At 62.7% G+C, this 18,098-nt stretch carries 17 protein-coding genes and 1 pseudogene; 9 read left to right on the top strand and 9 right to left on the bottom strand.

Annotated elements, in window-relative coordinates; all coding sequences use genetic code 11:
* The first annotated feature begins 232 nt into the window (after positions 1–232).
* A complete protein-coding gene (locus NKH42_RS15520; RefSeq protein WP_352753898.1) occupies positions 233–2,641 on the top strand; it encodes a DNA/RNA non-specific endonuclease in 2,409 nt (802 codons plus the stop codon).
* A 127-nt stretch (positions 2,642–2,768) separates the two neighbouring features.
* On the opposite strand, the pseudogene NKH42_RS15525 reads toward NKH42_RS15520, so the two are convergent.
* Both NKH42_RS15525 and NKH42_RS15530 read right to left on the bottom strand, forming a co-directional pair.
* Positions 2,769–3,514, bottom strand: a pseudogene (locus NKH42_RS15525) (metallophosphoesterase family protein).
* Between the two features lie 93 nt (positions 3,515–3,607).
* The gene (locus NKH42_RS15530; protein ID WP_352751940.1) at positions 3,608–3,964 is read right to left on the bottom strand and encodes an ArsR/SmtB family transcription factor; all 357 of its coding nucleotides are present in this window, start codon (positions 3,962–3,964) and stop codon (positions 3,608–3,610) included.
* Positions 3,965–4,157: 193 nt separating this feature from the next.
* Between NKH42_RS15530 and NKH42_RS15535 the strand changes: the two genes are divergently transcribed.
* Positions 4,158–5,336, top strand: a complete 1,179-nt coding sequence (locus tag NKH42_RS15535) for an MFS transporter (RefSeq protein WP_254820339.1) — start codon at positions 4,158–4,160, stop codon at positions 5,334–5,336.
* A gap of 37 nt (positions 5,337–5,373) precedes the next feature.
* Here NKH42_RS15535 and NKH42_RS15540 read toward each other — a convergent pair whose 3' ends face one another.
* Complete coding sequence (locus tag NKH42_RS15540; RefSeq protein ID WP_254820340.1) at positions 5,374–5,832, bottom strand: MarR family winged helix-turn-helix transcriptional regulator; 459 nt, start codon at positions 5,830–5,832, stop codon at positions 5,374–5,376.
* A 196-nt stretch (positions 5,833–6,028) separates the two neighbouring features.
* On the opposite strand from NKH42_RS15540, the gene NKH42_RS15545 reads away from it, so the two are divergent.
* Entirely contained in the window at positions 6,029–6,820 is a 792-nt protein-coding gene (locus NKH42_RS15545; RefSeq protein ID WP_254820341.1) for an SDR family NAD(P)-dependent oxidoreductase, read from the top strand.
* Positions 6,821–6,838: 18 nt separating this feature from the next.
* Here the strand turns inward: NKH42_RS15545 and NKH42_RS15550 are convergent, their stop codons facing one another.
* On the bottom strand, positions 6,839–7,438 hold the full coding sequence (locus NKH42_RS15550; RefSeq protein ID WP_352751941.1) for a LysE family translocator: 600 nt from the start codon (positions 7,436–7,438) through the stop codon (positions 6,839–6,841).
* 92 nt (positions 7,439–7,530) lie between these two features.
* Here NKH42_RS15550 and NKH42_RS15555 point away from each other — a divergent pair, with 92 nt between their 5' ends.
* Entirely contained in the window at positions 7,531–8,400 is an 870-nt protein-coding gene (locus NKH42_RS15555; protein WP_352751943.1) for a LysR family transcriptional regulator, read from the top strand.
* 53 nt (positions 8,401–8,453) lie between these two features.
* Here NKH42_RS15555 and NKH42_RS15560 read toward each other — a convergent pair whose 3' ends face one another.
* Together NKH42_RS15560 and NKH42_RS15565 are read right to left on the bottom strand one after the other, a co-directional pair.
* A complete protein-coding gene (locus NKH42_RS15560; RefSeq protein WP_352751945.1) occupies positions 8,454–9,107 on the bottom strand; it encodes a dihydrofolate reductase family protein in 654 nt (217 codons plus the stop codon).
* A 150-nt stretch (positions 9,108–9,257) separates the two neighbouring features.
* Positions 9,258–10,625 carry an Nramp family divalent metal transporter gene (locus NKH42_RS15565; RefSeq protein ID WP_352704212.1) on the bottom strand — a complete coding sequence of 456 codons (1,368 nt, stop codon included), beginning with the start codon at positions 10,623–10,625 and terminating at the stop codon, positions 9,258–9,260.
* Positions 10,626–10,860: 235 nt separating this feature from the next.
* Here NKH42_RS15565 and mntR point away from each other — a divergent pair, with 235 nt between their 5' ends.
* The 3 genes from mntR (at position 10,861) to NKH42_RS15580 (ending at position 13,870) form a co-directional block, all read left to right on the top strand.
* Positions 10,861–11,316 (top strand): manganese-binding transcriptional regulator MntR, encoded by a 456-nt coding sequence (gene mntR / locus NKH42_RS15570; protein WP_254820344.1) that lies wholly within the window; start codon positions 10,861–10,863, stop codon positions 11,314–11,316.
* A gap of 211 nt (positions 11,317–11,527) precedes the next feature.
* Positions 11,528–12,448, top strand: a complete 921-nt coding sequence (gene ypfJ / locus NKH42_RS15575) for a KPN_02809 family neutral zinc metallopeptidase (protein ID WP_352478094.1) — start codon at positions 11,528–11,530, stop codon at positions 12,446–12,448.
* 153 nt (positions 12,449–12,601) lie between these two features.
* Positions 12,602–13,870, top strand: coding sequence for a TCR/Tet family MFS transporter (locus tag NKH42_RS15580; RefSeq protein WP_352506759.1), 1,269 nt, complete (start codon positions 12,602–12,604; stop codon positions 13,868–13,870).
* Positions 13,871–13,925: 55 nt separating this feature from the next.
* On the opposite strand, the gene carA is transcribed toward NKH42_RS15580, so the two are convergent.
* A complete protein-coding gene (gene carA / locus NKH42_RS15585; protein WP_352506809.1) occupies positions 13,926–15,134 on the bottom strand; it encodes a glutamine-hydrolyzing carbamoyl-phosphate synthase small subunit in 1,209 nt (402 codons plus the stop codon).
* A 327-nt stretch (positions 15,135–15,461) separates the two neighbouring features.
* Between carA and NKH42_RS15590 the strand changes: the two genes are divergently transcribed.
* Both NKH42_RS15590 and NKH42_RS15595 read left to right on the top strand, forming a co-directional pair.
* Entirely contained in the window at positions 15,462–15,911 is a 450-nt protein-coding gene (locus tag NKH42_RS15590) for a GatB/YqeY domain-containing protein (RefSeq protein WP_352506760.1), read from the top strand.
* Positions 15,912–15,967: 56 nt separating this feature from the next.
* On the top strand, positions 15,968–16,525 hold the full coding sequence (locus NKH42_RS15595; protein ID WP_352506761.1) for a GNAT family N-acetyltransferase: 558 nt from the start codon (positions 15,968–15,970) through the stop codon (positions 16,523–16,525).
* Positions 16,526–16,527: 2 nt separating this feature from the next.
* Here NKH42_RS15595 and NKH42_RS15600 read toward each other — a convergent pair whose 3' ends face one another.
* Both NKH42_RS15600 and NKH42_RS15605 read right to left on the bottom strand, forming a co-directional pair.
* On the bottom strand, positions 16,528–17,709 hold the full coding sequence (locus NKH42_RS15600; protein ID WP_254820371.1) for an MFS transporter: 1,182 nt from the start codon (positions 17,707–17,709) through the stop codon (positions 16,528–16,530).
* A 128-nt stretch (positions 17,710–17,837) separates the two neighbouring features.
* On the bottom strand, positions 17,838–18,047 hold the full coding sequence (locus NKH42_RS15605) for a DUF2061 domain-containing protein (RefSeq protein ID WP_023678301.1): 210 nt from the start codon (positions 18,045–18,047) through the stop codon (positions 17,838–17,840).
* Between the last annotated feature and the right edge of the window lie 51 nt (positions 18,048–18,098).

Consider the following 18,098-nt stretch of genomic DNA (forward strand, 5'->3'; position numbering starts at 1 on the left):
CGCCTAATCATCTGCCATGGGCGGTAAGTTCAATTGCCGAAGGCGCGGCCAGGCACGAAAGCGCCGCCGCACGCCAGCCGGTTTTTATAGGCGACGAGGCGGCGCTGTGTAAGCCCGAAAAGGCGCCGCGTGTTGAATCGCGACCAGGCCGCTTCCGTAAACTAACAGCCGGCAAAATATTGCACATTTCATGTAAATATGCACTCTCTCAAGTAAGGTTGAGGAGGGCAATATGGTCGACCTTGAAATATTCGCGCAAGTGGAAAACATAGTTCGCCAGCGTATCAAGAAAACGCGCGCCGAAATTGAGGCTTCACTTTGTCACATCGCCAACGGCAATCCGCTGGCCGCCGAACAGACCCTCTCCAGGCGCCTCGACAGGTTGCAGGTAAAGGCGTCGCTCAGCCGCACCGAAGCGGAGATGATATCGGCAGCAATCGACATGAGATCTGCCGGGGAAAGAAAGGCCGCCGCCAAACAGCCAGGACCGGAGGCAGTTCTCGGCCCAACGCTCGATTTCATCGGGGTCGCATTTCTGGAGCGTGGGCGCCGTGCTGCCGACGCGGTCGGGCGCGTTGCCTTTCTCAACGGCAATCCGCAAGGATCGGGTTTTCTGGTCGGGCCAAGGCTGTTCCTCACAAACAACCATGTGATTTCGTCGCCGGCGGATTCCCGGCGCTTCCAGGTCCAGTTCGATTATGAGCAGGACGGTGCAAATGCCGTGCGCACGCCGACGACGTTCCTGTTCGATCCTGAATCCTGTTTCGTGACCGATAGCATAGAAGGTCTGGATTACACGCTGATCGGGGTCGGCGAGCGGCGTTCCGGCCCAAAGGAACTGGGGGAGTTCGGTTTTATCTCGCTGTCGGACGCGCGCGACAAGCATATGCTCGGCGAAATTGCCAACATCGTCCAGCATCCCGATGGCCGCTTCAAGGAACTGGTGCTGCGTGAAAACCGGCTGGTGGCCCGCGACGAAACGGTTCAAGTGCTGCACTATGTTGCCGATACCGAACAGGGTTCGTCCGGTTCACCGGTCTTCAACAACGAATGGGAGCCCATTGCCCTACACCATTGGGCCGGCCCGTCCCACGAGGTGACGGGCATAGCTGGCTATGCGCTTGCGCGCGAGATCAACGAAGGCATACGGATCAGCGCCATCGTTGACGATCTGGGCGCTAGAAAGTCCAGGCTGCCGGGCTCGTCGGCATCGGCGGTTTCGGAAGCTCTGGCGATTTGGTCCGGCACGCCGCGCATGATGGATGAGAAAGTTCGGCTGAACGCCGACAGTCGCGGAGACGTGCCGGACAAGCCGGTGCAGCGGCCTGAACCGGATCGCGGCGCGCCGGCGATGAGACATAATGCCGATGGCTCGGTCACGTGGACTTTTCCCGTCGAGATAAATGTCCGGGCGCCGTTGATCGACGGCGACGGAGGCGATGCGAGACGAAACGACGGTCCAGCAAGCGAACCCGCCAAGGTCGTGGCCATCGCCGAGGCCGCGGGTTGGAAAACAGAGGACTTCGACGATCGTGGAGGGTATGAGCCCGGCTTCATACCGGGCTTTGTCCTGCCAATGCCGACGGTTGCCAATTCACCCTACCGGTTGGCCAAGAACCTTCTTGCCAAACCGGGCGAGGAACCACACGAATTGCGCTACCATCATTTTTCGATCTTGATGAACGCAAATCGCAGGATTGCCTTCGTCACCGCCTGCAATATCGATGGGTCCCGTACCAAGGCGGTCAATCGTGAGGACAAGACGGTCATCGACAACCCGTCGCTTGTCGAATTGGGGGTGGAGTCGATTTCCGGTTCGGAAGCCAGCGATGCTTTCCGGCCCGATCGCCGCATCGACCTTGGCGAGCAGATGACCCAGGAATTCTATTCGAGCCAGAATGTGCCCGGATTTCCCGTCGCAAAATCCAAGGAACGAATAGCTCGAATGTTCCAGAAGGGCCATATTACGCTTCGCGGCGACCCCGCATGGGGCGTCGATCAGGAGGCGGTCGCGGCAGAACGCGACACGTTCTTTTATACCAATGCTGCGCCGCAAGTCGGCTTCTTCAATCAGGGAAGCTCGCTTGACCATCCCGGCTCCAAGGGGAAGCTGAGATGGCGCGCGGTGGAAACGTATGTGCTGCGCAACGCTTATACGACGCGAGGCCGGGTCACAGTGTTTGCCGGGCCAGTGTTCCGCGAGGACGATCCTCCCTACCGCTTCGACAGCCATGTTCCGCTGAAGTTCTGGAAGATCGCGCTGTGGTCCGATCAAGGTGGCCTGCGCGCCATCGCGCTGCTGGCGGACCAGAAGCCGGTTTTGGAAGTGATGCCCGAAGCGTTCGGCGAGCGTGCCGAGGCATTCGACGACCCGCTTGAAATTGCCAGGGTATCGGAGTTTCTTTCGACGGTGGCCGAGATCGAACAACTGACCGGTCTGAACTTTGGCCAGCAGGTGCGCGACGCCGACATTCGGGCCGGTTCCGAATCGGCTCCAGCACAGACTTTCAACCCAAGGCATCTAACGCCCAGTACGTCACGGCCAAAGGCTTCATCGCCCAAGACTTCGACGCCCAAGACTACGGCGGCCAGCGCCCGACGTCCTGCCAGGCGATCGAAGCGATCCGCGTCCGACAACTGAAGATTGCGGCTTCTGCCGCTCGAAGGCGGTCATCCGTTCAGCCCGGCATGACCAAGCTCAGCCTGGCATGAGCAAGCTCAGCCTGGGATGAGCAAGCTTAGCCTGGCGGCATGAACGCGTTCCGCGTTCAGCCGGACATAAATCCGGTGCGCAGCGCGTGAGCCCATTCGGGCCGTGCCGCCTGCTCGGCCTGACGCGCCGCCGCCTCATGGTCATAGTCGACGGCGATGGATTCGAAACGATCGCGGTGCAAGTCGACGATGCCATAGCGGGCGTGCGGCGAGCCTTGCTCGGAGACATGCGCCGGCGGGGTCGAATCGTCATAGGCCGGGCAGCCGATGCTGCCCGGATTGAAAATGACCGGACCGCCGGGAATGCGGATCAGCTCGCTGCGGTGGCTGTGGCCGCAAAGCATGATGCGGCAGGCGGGATCGACCGCGCCGAGGCGCCGCTCGATTGCGGCCAGCGGCGCGCGCACCAGCCGGCCCTCGACGATCGCGTCAGTCAGGTATTTTTCGTCGTGGTCGGGCCGGGCATGGAAGGCGATCACGCCGGGCGCCACCTCAAGCGTGACGGGCAGCGCGAACAGCGCCTCACGCTGGGCTGCCGTCAGCCGTTCCTGCGCGTAGCGGTCGGACGGCCACAGGTCTCGTCGGCAGTGTCGCGGGCAACGCGGCGGTCGTGATTGCCGCGTACCGTCGGCAGGTCGAGCGCCTCGAGCCGGTCCATGGTCTCGCGCGGCCACAGCGGGCCGGAAACGCAATCGCCGAGATTGACGATGAGGTCGGCGCCGCCGCGCTGCCGCAGATCGTCGAGCACGGCGTCGAGCGCCAGGACATTGCCGTGGATGTCGGCGAGGACGGCAATGCGCATGGCAGGCTCCGTTAATTGGAATGGCTGGAGGGCAGGTAAGTTACTTTGCTCGTCTGGCGAAGCGGGCGAGAGCGGAACCCAGCTTTGCGCCGGTCAGGCGCGGACTTCGATCTCGTGGCCGCCGACCGCCGGTAACGATACGTCGTCGCCGGCCGCGGCAATAACGCTGTCGAGCAGGCCCGGGAAGCGGCGGTCGAGATCGTCACGGCGCAGCGTGATCAATCGGCTGGTGCCAACCGCCTCGGTGCGGGTGACGCCGGCCTCACGCAGCTTGGCCAAATGGTAACTCAGATTGGTTTTCGAGGCGAAGTCGAGGAACCGGCTGCAATTCAGCGGCACGCCCTCTTTGCTGGCGAGATAGCGCACGATGGCCAGTCGCGTCGGGTCGCCGAGCACAGCAAGCACGTTCGGCAGGCTGATCTGGTCGGCGGTGGGATGGGGCAAGGTCATGCCCAGGAATTAAGCACATTTGGAGCCGATTTCAACGCATCTCCTCTCGTGGCCAATGGACACATAGTTTCGTCCCGTCGCCCCGTCCTGACACCGGGCTGTCAGGATGGTTCGGCTATTTTGCAGCGGCTTTATTGACATCATGCCCTGTTATGTCCAATTGTTCAATAACCTTTGAACTAAGGAAATTGCCATGGATAAGCGCCTCATCTGGCTTGCGCTCGGATCGTTCACGATTTCGACCGAAGGTTTCGTCATCTCCAGCCTTTTGCCCGATATTGCAAAGGATGCCGCCATCTCCGTTCCGCTCGCCGGCACGCTGATCACCGCGTTTGCGCTCGCCTATGCGATCGGCACGCCGATCCTGGCAACGCTGACCGGCGAATGGGACCGTCGCCGCGTCATCCTGTGGACGCTGGTGTTCTTCGTGTTGGGCAACGTCGCCGCGGCGCTAAGCTCCTCCTTCGAATTGCTGTTGATCGCGCGCATCGTCATGGCGCTGTCGTCAGGCCTGTTTGCGGCGACCGCACAGGGAACGGCCGTTGCGCTTGTCGACGATCATCACCGCGCCCGCGCCATTGCCGTGGTCGTCGGCGGCACTACGGTTGCGGTAGCGGTCGGAGCACCGCTGGGCGCGCTCGTTGCGACGGTTGCCGGCTGGCGCGGCACCTTCTTTGCCATTGCCGGCCTTGGTGCGCTCGCCGGCGCGATCCTGTGGTACCGGCTGCCGCGCGGCATCGTCGGCACAAGGCTGCCGCTCCGCATGCGGCTGGCAGCGGCACTTCGCCCCGGCGTCATGCCTATCCTGGTGACGACCATCCTGGCCCTGATCGGCGCCTTCACCGTCTTTGCCTTTGTCGCGCCGCTCGCCATCGAAGGTGGCGGTCTGAACCCGATCGCGCTTCCCGGAATGCTGCTCGCTTTCGGCGTTGGCGCGGTCATCGGCAATATCGGCGGCGGTCAGGCCGCCGACCGTTTCGGCGCGACACGCACCGTCTGCTGGTCGTTGGCGCTGAGTGCCGCCATGCTGGTCACGTTTTCGCTGATCCCGATGTTCCTGCCGCGCGAGATCGCCGGGCCGGCATTGATGGCCATGATGGTGCCGTGGGGCATCGTCGGCTGGGCATTCCCGCCGGCGCAGGCGAGCCGCATCATCAAGCTGGCGCCCGATGCCGCGCCCATCGTGCTGTCGCTGAACGCTTCGGCGCTCTATCTCGGCGTCGCACTGGGTGCCGTGGTCGGCGCCGCGGTGCTGCGCTATGGCGCACCGGCCGACCTCGGCGTGGTCGCGGCGGCATTCCCGATCATCGGTCTGGGCGTAGTGCTGGCGGGCCACCTGGCGGCGCGACCGGTGGCGATGCCGGCCGAATAGGGCTGTTGGCGGAGCTTGTCTGCCGGCCGCCGATAATTCAACTCGCGGCCGGCGGTACGTCGAAATCAAGCGCGGCGATTTCGTCCAGCGCCGCTCGCAGGCTTGCGGCCTGCTCTTTTCCAAACATCTCCTCGAAGCGCTGCTGAGCGACTTGCCACAGCTTCAGAGCTTCTTCGAGCTTGATCCGGCCCTGCGATGTCAGCCTGACGCGCCTGATGCGGCGGTCGGCAGGGTCGGAGAAGGTCTCGATATAACCATCCCTGATCAGCGGCTTCAGCGTATGACCGAGGGCCGACAGGTCCATGACGAGTGCCGCGGCAATGGCACCCATCGTCGGTTCGTTGCCGATGTGGATCTGGTAGAGCAGGCCCTGCTGCGTGGCCTTCAGACCCGATGGGGCCAGCACATCGTCATAGAACTGGCCGAGTTTCCGCGTCGCGCGGCGCAGCATGGCGTTGTTGCAAAGCGCCAGGCCGGGCAGGGTGGTTTGGGACATTGGCGGATTTCCGATGAGGGACCGGAAGGGCCCCCTCGATGCAAACCATAAATAGTCCTTCTTCCCCGGATTGACAAGATGGTGGCATATGCCTACGTTCCAATAGTGGCATATGCCAATAATTCGTGTGCCAGTCGAAGCAGGGATGTTGCCCTGCGGCACCGGCATTTGGAATCGAACCAGAAGGAACAAGACAATGAGCAATCAGGACAAAGGTACTGCGGTCGTCACCGGCGCCTCGTCCGGCATCGGTGCGATCTATGCCGACCGGCTCGCCGGCCAAGGTTATGATCTGGTGCTGGTGGCGCGGCGCGCCGATCGGTTGGAGGAATTGGCCGAGAGGCTCCGCTATGCGTATGGCATAAAGGTCAGCGTCATCGGCGCCGACTTGGCCGACGACGGCGATCTGCGACGGGTCGAGCAGGCGATATCAACCGACGACAGCGTGACGCTGCTGGTCAACAATGCCGGCCTTGGCGGCGCGCAGGTGGTGGCAACGGCTGAAGCCGATGTCGCCGAGCGCATGATCAAGGTCAATGTCGTGGCGCTGACTCGGCTGACGCGCGCGGTGCTGCCGGGGCTGCTGTCGCGCAACCGCGGCGCCATCGTCAACATCGCCTCGGTGCTTGCCTTCGATACCTCGTTCGGCGGCATCTACAGCGGCACCAAAGCCTACGTCGTCAACTTCACCGAGGCCTTGCAGCGGGAAGTCGCGGGCACGAAGGTCGCCGTGCAGGTGGTCTTGCCGGGGGCCACGCGGACAGAATTCTGGGAAGTTGCGGGAAGCGATATTGCCAATGTGCCGCAAGAGATCGTGATGACGGCCGACGATCTGGTCGATGCAGCGCTGGTTGGCCTGGCAAAGGGTGAAGCGTTCACGGCACCGGGTCTTGCCGACGTTGCCGGGGTGGATGCCTTTCTTGGCGTTCGGCAAGGCTTTTTCGGCAGTCTTCTGGCCGGCAAGCCGGCGGCGCGTTACACTGCCTGACATAGCTAAAGACTAACCTTACGCTGTCCGCCACATCGGAATGATCGAGGCGGCCAGCAGCAGGCCAAGCACGGCGTTGAGCATGCGCCACTGCCGCTCGGTTCGCAGCAACCGGGCGAGCAGCGTGCCCGCCACGCACCATGCCGCCAGGGATAGAGCCGCTGCAAGGCCGAAGACCGTGCCGAGCAGCAAGGCGAGCTGCAGCGGCCCTTTGGCGAGCGCGGCAAAAGATGCCGCCGCTCCCAGCCCCATGGCCCAGCCCTTTGGGTTCATCCATTGCAGGCCGGCGCCGCCCAAAAAGCTGTTCGGCTTTGCCATGGCCACGTCGAGACTGGGCGGACCGCTGCGGCCGATCTTGAGGGCAAGCCATACCAGATAGAGGGTACCGGCCATTTTCATTGCCAGTTGCAGCGAAGGAGCGGCGGCCAGCAGACCAGCGAGCCCGGCAGCACCTGCCGCAGCCACTGTGGCCAGGCCGGCCGCACTTCCGGCCATCAGCGGGATAGAGCGGCGGAAGCCGAACTGCGCGCCGGACGCCGTCGACAACGTCGTGGCCATGCCGGGCGTTGAGGTAGAGACCAGCGCGAACAGGACGAGCGGAAGGACGGTTTCAAACATGCTGCTTCCTTTGAAGCCTGCACGGTAGGCTGTTTGGCTCATCAGTAAATTCAATGTTTGCTATGACATGCATTAGCAAATATAATGGCTAGATGCTCCGCAACCTCGACACTGCCCTGATCCGAACCTTTGTCACCGTTGCCGACAAGGCCAGCATGACGGCGGCGGCCAACGCGCTGCATTTGACGCAAGGTGCCGTCAGCCAGCAGGTCAAGCGTTTGGAAGAGGTTCTCGGCTGTAGGCTGTTCGACCGCGATCGGAGCGGATTGCGGCTGACCCGCTCCGGCGAGCGGCTGTTCGGCAAGAGCAAGCGCCTGCTTTCGCTCAATGACGAGATCCTGGCGGAGATGGCGGGCGATGCAGTTGCCGGTCAGGTGCGGCTTGGCGTGCCGTACGACCTTGTCGGCACCTTGCTTGCACCGGTGCTCAAGGCCTATGCCGAGGCGTATCCGCAGGTCGAGATCTCGCTTGTCTGCGCCTCGTCGCCGGAGCTGGCTGCGGCCTTCGCGGCCGGCACGATAGAGCTCGCAGTGATCGAGGAGCCGGTCGGTCGGTCGGCCGGCGAATGCCTTGTTGTCGACCGGCTGGTCTGGGTCGGCGCCAAAGGCGGCGGCGCCCGCAGCAAACGCCCCTTGCCGGTTTCGATGGTCGCCGAGACCTGCGCGTTCCGTCCGGTTGTACTGGAGGCGCTTAACGAGCACGGGCTGGCATGGCGCACCGTATTCGAAAACGGCAGCATCGACGCGACGACGGCGACAGTGCGTTCGGACTTGGCCGTCACCACCTGGTTGGCGTCGACCGTACCTGCGGACCTCGATATTTTGGCCAACGATCCGGATTTGCCGTCATTGCCGAATTTTGCAATCAATCTGCATTTGCCGAAGCACAGCGTTGCGCCGGCCGTACTGGCATTCGCGGGCCACCTCCGCGACGGGTTGGCGCGGCGACGAGAGGCGGCTTAAAAACAGCAAAAAGGACGGCCAGTGTTCAGCCGTCCTTGATTGCCCTGCGGCATCTACTTCCAGTTCTTGCGCCGCTCGATCTCGGCTTCGGAAGGCTGTTCCGGAGCAAAGGACCCGGTCTTGATCTCGCCGGAGCGCTCATAGCTCGCCATGAGGACGCCGGTGGTCGATGCCTGCGAACGGGTCAGCTTGAAGGCGGCAGGTATCGCGCCGCTGCCGAACAGTTTTTTGCCCTTGCCCAGCACCAGCGGGAAAATCAGCAGGCTGATCTCGTCGATCAGGTCATTGGCGAGCAAGGTCTGGATCAGCTCGCTCGATCCCTGAATGAGCAGGTCGGGGCCGTCGTCCTGCTTCATCCGGCGCAACGTCGCCACGATATCGCTGCCGAGCGGCCGGCTGTTTTGCCAGGACAGCGTATCCGGCCTGTGCGTAGCCACATATTTCGTGACGGCGTTGAAGCTGTCGGCGATCGGGTCATTCTTCTGGTAAGGCCAATGGGCGGCGAAGATGTCGTAAGTCTTGCGGCCGAGAAGCAGCGCGAACGGTTTTGAAAACGTCTCGCCCATCGCGGCGCCCATCACATCGTCCCAGTAGTGAAACGTCCAGCCGCCGAATTTGAAGCCGCCGACAGGGTCCTCTTGCGGGCCGCCGGGCGCCTGCATGACGCCGTCGAGGCTGACGAATGTTGCGGCGATGATCTTCCTCATTGGAGCTCCCTTTCCCTGATCCGTGCCGTCATGGCTGGACTTCGAGCCAAGGACGGGCAGACGGACATTTGTCCGACAGCGGCCGGCAAAATTCCAGGGCTGGAAGGACGGATGATTGCCGACGTTGTTGGGTCAGTTTGGAGCAGACGCTCAGCCTAAACCGACGACCGTGTCGTAGAGCAGCTTGAAGTTGAGCACCAGGATGAGGGCGGCAACCACCCAGGCCAGCACGGCAACGGCGCGGGAAATGGCGAAATTGCCCATTTTGCGCTTGTCCGAGACGAACTGCACCAGCGGGACGACCGCGAAGGGAAGCTGCATCGACAGGATCACCTGGCTGAAGACCAGCAACTGGCCGGTGCCCTTCTCGCCATAGAGGGCGGTGACGACCACCACCGGGATAATGGCGATGCCGCGCGTCAGCAGGCGGCGCGCCCATTGCGGGATGCGCAGCCGCAAGAAGCCTTCCATCACGATCTGGCCGGCCAGTGTCGCGGTGACCGTCGAGTTCAGGCCGGAGGCAAGCAGGGCCACGGCAAACAGGATCGAAGCGATGCCGAGGCCGAGGAGCGGCGACAGAAGCTCGAAGGCCTGGCCGATCTCGGCAACGTCATGATGACCGGTGCCGTGGAACGCCACCGCCGACACGATCAGGATGGAAGCATTGACGAACAACGCCAGTATCAGCGCGATGGTCGAGTCGGTCGTCGCCCATTTGATGGCGTCGCGCTTGCCGCGATCGGTGCGCTCGTAGGCGCGGGTCTGCACGATCGAGGAGTGCAGATAGAGATTGTGCGGCATCACCGTGGCGCCGATGATGCCGATGGCGATGTAAAGCATCGCTGGATTGGTGACGATCTCGGACGACGGCACGAACATGGCGTGCAGGATGGAGCCGACCGGCGGCGCGGCGGCAAAGATCTGAATGGCGAAGCAGCCGAAGATGACAATCAAAAGTGCTATGATGAAGGCCTCGAGGAAACGGAAGCCCTTGTTCATCAGCAGCAGCAGCAGGAAGGCATCGAGCGCGGTGATAATGGCGCCGCCGATCAGCGGAATGCCGAACAGCAGTTGCAAGGCGATTGCCGTGCCAATGACCTCGGCCAGGTCGCAGGCGATGATGGCCAATTCGCAAGCGACCCAGAGCATGAAATTGACCGGTCGCGGATAATAGGCGCGGCACGCCTGCGCAAGGTCACGGCCGGTGGCGATACCGAGCCGGGCGGCGAGCGCCTGCAGCAGGATCGCCATCAGGTTCGACAACATGATGATGAAAAGCAGCGTGTAGCCGAATTGGGCTCCGCCGGCGAGGTCGGTCGCCCAATTGCCCGGATCCATATAGCCGACCGAAACCATGTAGCCCGGCCCCATGAAGGCGAACAGCCGGCGAAGCCAGATCCCCGAGTGCGGCACCGCGATCGTTGCGTTGACTTCGCGCAGGCTGGGCTGCTCGTCGTCCTCCGGGCGGGCAAATCGCCACATGGACCGGGGGGCTGAGGTGGCTTCGGCTTCCGACATGAAATGGCTTTCCACTGGAACGATCGATGTTCTCTCTTTATCTATGCCACGGCTGAACATTATGCAATATGCTATATTTCATTGTCGGAGCTTTTTCGTGTAGCCGCTTGGCCGTGCGACCGGACCGTAGTGACCGCCGGTTGCGCCGGTCACCGAATGGAAATAAACGGCCAGAACAAATAGGGTTCCGTGTTATGACTGCAATGTCGATTCAAACTGCCGGGAGGAGCGCGTATTGGCGCTGAAGAAAAGACCGGTTCCTCGCGAAAAGCCGCTGCCTGATGCAGAAATCCACTCGGAAGGCTTCAGGCAGACGCGTGAAGCGCGCCGCAGCGCGCTGGTCGAGGATTATGTCGAGCTCATCGCCGACCTGATCGAGGATGGCAACGAGGCGCGCCAGGTCGATATCGCGGCACGGCTCGGCGTCGCTCAGCCGACGGTGGCGAAAATGCTGACGCGGCTGTGCGCCGACGGGCTGGTCTCCCGGAAGCCTTATCGCGGCGTGTTCCTGACCGAGGCCGGCCGCAAGGTTGCGGAAGAGAGCCGCATTCGCCACCAGACGGTCGAGGCCTTCCTGCGCTCGCTCGGCGTCAGTGCCGAGACGGCGCGCATCGACGCCGAAGGCATCGAGCATCATGTCAGCGCCGAGACGCTCGAAGCCTTTCGCAAGGCAATAATCGCCGCCCGCTGAAAAGCACGTGGCGCGACTCGCTTCCCACGAGCAGGGCGAACGCCACAGACCTTGCGATGTTTCGGCCAGAGCAAACAAGCGTCAGCAAGCATTGCTTGTTCGCACGAAAAATACTGTGACTTGGCGTAACCGTTGAGATAATTGTGGTCGTGTCCGATCGAACCGGGACACGGCCCGATCGGCCGGAAGAAATTGCGTCATGGGGGTTGCCATGCTCTGGAAGGGCCGTCGTCAGAGTGACAATGTCGAGGACGAGCGCGGCCAGAGCGGCGGGTTTGGCGGTGGGCCGGGGCAGTTTCGCATCCCGATCGGCGGTCGCGCCGGCGGCGGCGGCATGTCGGGCATCATTATCGTAGGGTTGATTTTCCTGGCAGGGTGGTATTTCGGCTTCGACCCGAGCCAGATCCTCGATGACAGCGGCTTGCAGCCCGGTGGCGGCGGCCAGATCACCGACAATAGCGGCGGCCAGGGCGGCGGCACCGGTGCGCCCGCGTCCGACGAAATGAAGCAGTTCGTGTCGACCGTGCTGGCCGAGACCGAGGATACCTGGACCGGTATTTTCCAGTCCGAGGGCCTGACCTATCAGGATCCAAAGCTGGTCCTGTTCAGCGGCCGGATCGGCTCTGCCTGCGGTTCTGCCTCATCGGCGGCCGGACCATTCTACTGTCCCAATGATCGCAAGGTCTATCTCGACACCACCTTCTTCCAGCAGCTCGATCAGCAGTTCGGTGCCTCCGGCGATTTCGCACAGGCCTATGTGATCGCGCATGAGGTCGGCCACCACGTGCAGAACCTCGTCGGCATCCTGCCCAAATTCAACCAGATGCGGCAGAATATGAGCGAAGCCGACGCCAACCACATGTCGGTGCAGGTCGAGTTGCAGGCCGACTGCTTTGCCGGCATCTGGGCACATTTCACCGGTCAGAAGGGCATCTTGGAACAGGGCGACATGGCGGAGGCACTGAACGCCGCCAAACAGATCGGCGACGACACGCTGCAGAAGAAGATGCAGGGCTACGTCGTGCCGGAAAGCTTCAACCACGGCACGTCGCAGCAGCGGCAGACCTGGCTGGCGCGAGGTTTCCAGAACGGCAAGCTTTCGGACTGCGACACGTTCAACAACCCGATCTGAGCCGACAGTTTTCTCGTAATTATCTGAGAGACTGCATCGCAGTCAGGGGATGTCAGGATGAAAACACTCTGCCCGTTCCCTCATTGTTCCCGGCGATGTGCTCGCCTATAAGGTGTGTCCCCGTTCGCTCGGGCGGCCCGAGGAGATACCATCATGATAGACCCCAAAACCGCCAGGCGGGGCCTTGCGCTTGTTTTCACCACCCTGCTGCTCGACGTCATCGGCTTCGGCATCATTATGCCGGTGCTGCCGGCCTATCTCAGGGAATTGACCGGCGTCGGCATCAGCGAGGCGGCTATCGAGGGCGGCTGGCTGTTCTTCGTCTATGCGGCGATGCAGTTCGTTTTCGCACCAGTGATGGGTGGGTTGAGCGACCGGTTCGGACGGCGGCCTATCCTGCTCGCCTCGGTGCTGACGTTCGCTATCGACAATCTGATCTGCGCTATCGCCTGGTCCTATCCGATGCTGTTCATCGGCCGCGTGCTGGCCGGCATTTCCGGCGCCAGTTATTCCACGACATCGGCATTCATCGCCGATATCTCGACCGACGAAAATCGTGCGAAGAATTTCGGGCTGCTCGGCATTGCTTTCGGCGTCGGCTTCGTCATCGGGCCGGTTCTGGGCGGGTTGCTCGGCACGTTCGGGCCGCGTGTGCCGTTCTATTTCGCTGCCGGGCTTGCCTTCGCAAACTTTCTGATCGCGCTGTTTCTGTTGCCGGAAACACTTGATAACAAGCACCGTCGCCGCTTCGAGTGGAAACGCGCCAACCCGGTCGGCACGCTCGTCCAGATGCGCAACTACGAAGGTATCGGCTGGATCGGACTTGTCTTCTTTCTGATGACGCTGGGGCACATGATGTATCCTGCGGTCTGGTCGTTCGTCTCCAGTTATCGCTATGGCTGGAGCGAACAACAGATCGGCTTCTCGCTCGGCGCTTTCGGCCTGTGCGGGGCGATCGTCATGGCGACTGTCCTGCCGCGCGTGATCCCTAAGCTTGGCGAGTGGAAGACGGCGGTAATCGGTCTGGCATTTACCGCACTCAGCGCCTTAGGCTACGCCTTCGCGTCACAAGGCTGGATGATCTATGCAGTGATCGTCGTCGGGTGTCTCGAGGCGTTGGCCGACCCGCCGCTCAGAAGCCTTGCGGCCGCCAAGGTGCCACCTTCCGCCCAGGGCGAACTCCAGGGCGCAATGACCTCGATCTTCTCGATCACCTCGATCATCACACCGCTGCTTTATACGGCGATCTTTTCCTGGTTCACGGGGCCGAACGCGCCCGTAGCTTTCGGCGGTGCCCCGTATCTGCTCGGCGCGATTTTCCTCACGCTGGCGCTCGTCGTCTTCGTCACCAAGGTGGCCAAGCCGACGCCGAAGGAAGTCAAACGCATGCACGCGCAGGAAGCGGTGACGGACGGGGCTTGATCGGCGCCGGGAGCCCGGCCGGCGCCGTCAGTCAAATCCGTTTTTACGCAATGCGCTAAACACGCTCGGCCAGTGCCGGCTCGCCGCGCTTTTCGCGGATCAGATTGACGAAGCGGCGAAACAGATAGTGCGAATCCTGCGGCCCGGGCGAGGCTTCGGGATGATGCTGGACCGAGAAGACCGGTCTGCCGGTGAGCGCAATGCCGCAATTCGAACCGTCGAACAGCGAGACATGGGTTTCCTCGACGCCGCTCGGCAACGAGTCGGCGTCGACGGCAAAGCCATGGTTCATCGAGACGATCTCGACCTTGCCGGTGGTGTGGTCCTTGACCGGATGATTGGCGCCGTGGTGGCCCTGATGCATTTTTGCAGTCTTGCCGCCCAGCGCCAGCGCCAGCATCTGGTGGCCGAGGCAGATGCCGAACAGTGGGATATCGGTCTTCAAAAGATCCTGAATGACCGGCACGGCGTAGTCGCCGGTTGCTTCCGGATCGCCAGGGCCGTTGGATAGAAAAATGCCGTCGGGCCGCATCGCCAGGATCTCCTCGGCGCCGGTTTTTGCCGGCACCACAGTTACCTTGGCGCCGAGGCCGGCCAGCAGGCGCAATATGTTGCGCTTGACCCCGTAGTCGATGGCAACGACGTGCATCGACGGATCAGCCTGTTCGCCAAAGCCCTCGTTCCAGACCCAGGGCGTCTCGCGCCAGACCGAGGATTGACCGGAGGTGACTTCCTTGGCCAGATCAAGCCCGATAAGCCCCGACCATGCGGCGGCGCGGCGCTTGAGATCATCGACGTCGAAGATACCGTCGGGCGCGTGCGCGATGACGGCATTTGGCATGCCCTTTTCGCGGATCAACGCGGTCAGCGCCCGCGTGTCGATGCCTGAAAGTGCGACGATGCCGCGCTTCTTCAGCCACTGGTCGAGACCGGTTCCGGCGCGATAATTCGACGGGTTGGTGACGTCGGCCTTGAACACGGCGCCGACGGCGCCGGCGCGGGCCAGCGGGTTGAGGTCCTCGATATCTTCGTCGTTTGTGCCGATATTGCCGATATGCGGAAAGGTGAAAGTGACGATCTGGCCGGCATAGGATGGGTCGGTGAGGATCTCCTGATAGCCGGTCAGCGCAGTGTTGAAGCAGACCTCGGCGACGGCGGAGCCGGCGGCGCCCAGACCGCGGCCCTCGATGACGGTGCCGTCGGCCAGCACCAGCAGGGCAGTCGGCTTGTCGGTGGCCCAAGGGGGGGGCGATGCGGCGGTCATCGTTGCCACGGCGGCACTCCTAAAGGTGCGCCCTCAGTCGGCGCAACAAAAAGCGCGAAGCGGCGATCTCACAGCCTCGGCGCGCTAAGTTTTCACTTGTGCATGTCGTTGCCCCAAAACAGCTACGCACTTTTGGGCGACGTGCACTAGAATTCAGTTCATGCAAGGACCAGTACATAGGGGAAGGCGCCAAGGCGGTCAATGATGCCAGGAAGTGCGAGCCCGGATTTATTTCGTCGAACAATATCAAGGATTTGCCGGTAGTGTCGCATTTGCGTTGGGCTTTCGGCACGGCTATTGTCCGCCGCATTCGAAGGAGAAAGCACTATGCGAGGCAAAATCGCCGAATCCCTGAAGAGCGCGATGAAGGCGCAGGACAAGCGCCGGCTGCCGACATTGCGGCTGATCCAGGCGGCCATTCACGACCGCGACATCGCCAATCGCGGCGCCGGCAAGGAGCCGGCCAGCGACGACGAGATCCTGCAGATCCTGGCCAAGATGGTGAAGCAGCGCGAGGAATCGGCCAAGGCGTTCGATGACGGCAAGCGGCCGGAGCTTGCGGCGCAGGAGCGCGACGAGATGGCCATCATCCGCGACTTCCTGCCGACGCAACTGGGCGAGGTTGAGACGGAAAGCGCCGTCCGTTCCGCGATTGCCGAGACCGGCGCCAGCGGCGTCAAGGACATGGGCAAGGTGATGGCGGCGCTCAAGGAGAGATACGCCGGTCAGATGGATTTCTCCAAGGCGAGCGGCATCGTCAAGAGCCTGCTTCAGTAAGCTGCCGAAGGCCCTTGCCGTCGCGCCCGCAATCCGGCAGCCAAAAGCTCGCGCCCGTGATCGAACTCGTCAAACCGGCGCTTGAACACCTGCCGTCCTACAAGGCGGCTCTCGAGCGCGGCTGGTCGCCGGACAATGTGCGGCTGCTCGAGGCGACGCGCGAGCAGCTTGCGGCTATCGAAAAGGATCCAGCGACTTTCCTTGGCGATCTCGACGATTCCGATGGCAAGGGACCGCCGATCACCTTGCCCGACGGTTCGACGGTGCCGCGGCTGCCCGGATTCCGGCGCTGGATCTGGGACGGGGAAGTCGCAGGCCCAATCGGTTTGCGCTGGCAACACGGCACCGCGGCGCTGCCGTCGCATGTGCTCGGCCACATCGGCTATGCGGTGGTGCCGTGGAAACGGGGACGCGGCTATGCGACCGAGGCCCTGCGGCTGATGCTGGTGGAGGCGAGGGCTGTTGGCCTGCCCTTCGTCGAAATCACCTGCAAGCCTCACAATGTGCCCTCGCAGAAGGTCGTTCTGGCCAATGGCGGCCGGCTCGTCGGACGTTTCTTCGAGGACGCCGCCTATGGCGGCGCGGAAAGCCTGCGCTACCGGATCGATCTGTAGCCCTATTCGGCGGCAGCCGGCAGCGGCGGCGCAGCCCGGCTTCGCCATTCCCAGACATGCGAGGCAAGCGCAACCGCGACCGCGACCAGCATGGCGACCGCGCCAACCACCGGCAGGCTGCGATAGCCATAGCCGGCATTGAGCATGGCCGCGCCGAGCGATGCGGCGAGCGCGATGCCGACATTGAAGCCCGACGGAATGAGCGACGAGGCAAGATTGGAGGCATCCGCGGTCCAGGTCAGTATCCGGGTCTGGATCGGCGTGCCGATGGCGAAGTTGAGGCCGCCCCAGACGAAGATCGCTATCACCATCGGCAGTGGGTAAGAACTGACGGCATAGATCAAGGCGAGCATCACCGCCTGCAGGAAAAGCATGGCGATGAGCGACGGCATCAGCTTCCAGTCGGCGAGCCGCCCGCCGACGAAGACGCCGATCGTTGCGCCGACCCCGTTCAGCAAGAGCACCCAAGGTATCCATTTCTCGTCGAGGCCTGTGACCTCAAGCAGCGTCGGCGTGATATAGGTGAACAGGCCGAACTGGCCGATCATCAGCATCAGCATGATAATGAGCGAGGTCCAGACCTGCTGACGTGCGAGCACGCGGACCTCGCTTCCAAGGCTCACTGACGGGCTCGACGATCCCGTCTTGCGCGGCAGCAGGGCGCCGATTGCCGCGAAGGCCACCACACCGAGCGCGCACATCACCCAGAATGTTGCACGCCATCCCCAGATGTTGCCGATTGCCGTGCCGGCCGGAACGCCGATGACGTTCGATACGGTGAGGCCGGACAGGATCAGCGCCACCGCCATGCCGCGCTGGTCTTCGCGCACGAGGCCGACGGCCACCACCATGGCAACGCCGAAATAGGCGCCATGCGCCACGGCCACCGCTATCCGCAACAGCAGCATCGAGGCGAAGTCGGGCGCCAGCGCGCAGGCGGCCTGGCCGATGGTGAAGGCTGCAGTCAGTCCAAGCAGCAGGGCCTTGCGGGAGAACCTTTTGGTGGCGAGCGCCAGCAGCGGGCCGCCGACTGCAATGCCGCCGGCATAGCCGGAAACGAGATAGCCGGCGGTCGGAATCGCGACGCCAAGGCCATCCGCCACCTGCGGCAGCACGCCGGCGATGACGAATTCGGTGGTGCCGAAGGCGAAGGCAGCTATGAACAGGGCAATGAGGGGCAGCATGGCGCGAAGGAGATCCTCGGACAAGCTGGCCTCAAACCACGGATGAGGGCGGCGGGCAATCCAGAAATTGGCGACGCCGCTTTAGCTTTTCTTGATCGCCGGTCTGGCGCCCGCCGCGGAGGCAAGAGCTAGGCGGCTGCCTTCCTCCCGTAAGGAATTTTCAGCCACGCCCGTTCGTGAAGATAATAGAGCAGCGACTTGGTGACGACCTCGGTCAGGCCGATGGCCGCGGCGAGCTTGATGCTTCCGGTCACGACGAGCGAGATGATCATTGTGTCGATGGTGCCGGTGACGCGCCAGGAAAGCGCCTTGGCGAAACTGCGAGAATGGGTGTCCATCGACTTTCCTCCCGGTAGATATGGGACGATCCTTTAGCCGACAGACGGGAA

Origin of the sequence: Mesorhizobium sp. M1142 (assembly GCF_040318565.1) — a bacterium.
In the GTDB taxonomy this organism is placed as follows: Bacteria; Pseudomonadota; Alphaproteobacteria; order Rhizobiales; family Rhizobiaceae; genus Mesorhizobium.

Excerpts from the sequence above, each read along its gene's own strand:
- NKH42_RS15580 (WP_352506759.1), top strand. The coding sequence starts at position 12,602 with ATGATAGACCCCAAAACCGCCAGGCGGGGCCTTGCGCTTGTTTTCACC.
- NKH42_RS15590 (WP_352506760.1), top strand. The coding sequence starts at position 15,462 with ATGCGAGGCAAAATCGCCGAATCCCTGAAGAGCGCGATGAAGGCGCAG.
- NKH42_RS15555 (WP_352751943.1), top strand. The coding sequence starts at position 7,531 with ATGCTCCGCAACCTCGACACTGCCCTGATCCGAACCTTTGTCACCGTT.
- NKH42_RS15530 (WP_352751940.1), bottom strand. The coding sequence starts at position 3,964 with ATGACCTTGCCCCATCCCACCGCCGACCAGATCAGCCTGCCGAACGTG.
- NKH42_RS15520 (WP_352753898.1), top strand. The coding sequence starts at position 233 with ATGGTCGACCTTGAAATATTCGCGCAAGTGGAAAACATAGTTCGCCAG.
- NKH42_RS15545 (WP_254820341.1), top strand. The coding sequence starts at position 6,029 with ATGAGCAATCAGGACAAAGGTACTGCGGTCGTCACCGGCGCCTCGTCC.
- NKH42_RS15535 (WP_254820339.1), top strand. The coding sequence starts at position 4,158 with ATGGATAAGCGCCTCATCTGGCTTGCGCTCGGATCGTTCACGATTTCG.
- NKH42_RS15600 (WP_254820371.1), bottom strand. The coding sequence starts at position 17,709 with ATGCTGCCCCTCATTGCCCTGTTCATAGCTGCCTTCGCCTTCGGCACC.
- NKH42_RS15605 (WP_023678301.1), bottom strand. The coding sequence starts at position 18,047 with ATGGACACCCATTCTCGCAGTTTCGCCAAGGCGCTTTCCTGGCGCGTC.
- ypfJ (WP_352478094.1), top strand. The coding sequence starts at position 11,528 with ATGCTCTGGAAGGGCCGTCGTCAGAGTGACAATGTCGAGGACGAGCGC.
- NKH42_RS15565 (WP_352704212.1), bottom strand. The coding sequence starts at position 10,625 with ATGTCGGAAGCCGAAGCCACCTCAGCCCCCCGGTCCATGTGGCGATTT.
- NKH42_RS15560 (WP_352751945.1), bottom strand. The coding sequence starts at position 9,107 with ATGAGGAAGATCATCGCCGCAACATTCGTCAGCCTCGACGGCGTCATG.
- NKH42_RS15550 (WP_352751941.1), bottom strand. The coding sequence starts at position 7,438 with ATGTTTGAAACCGTCCTTCCGCTCGTCCTGTTCGCGCTGGTCTCTACC.
- NKH42_RS15540 (WP_254820340.1), bottom strand. The coding sequence starts at position 5,832 with ATGTCCCAAACCACCCTGCCCGGCCTGGCGCTTTGCAACAACGCCATG.
- carA (WP_352506809.1), bottom strand. The coding sequence starts at position 15,134 with ATGACCGCCGCATCGCCCCCCCCTTGGGCCACCGACAAGCCGACTGCC.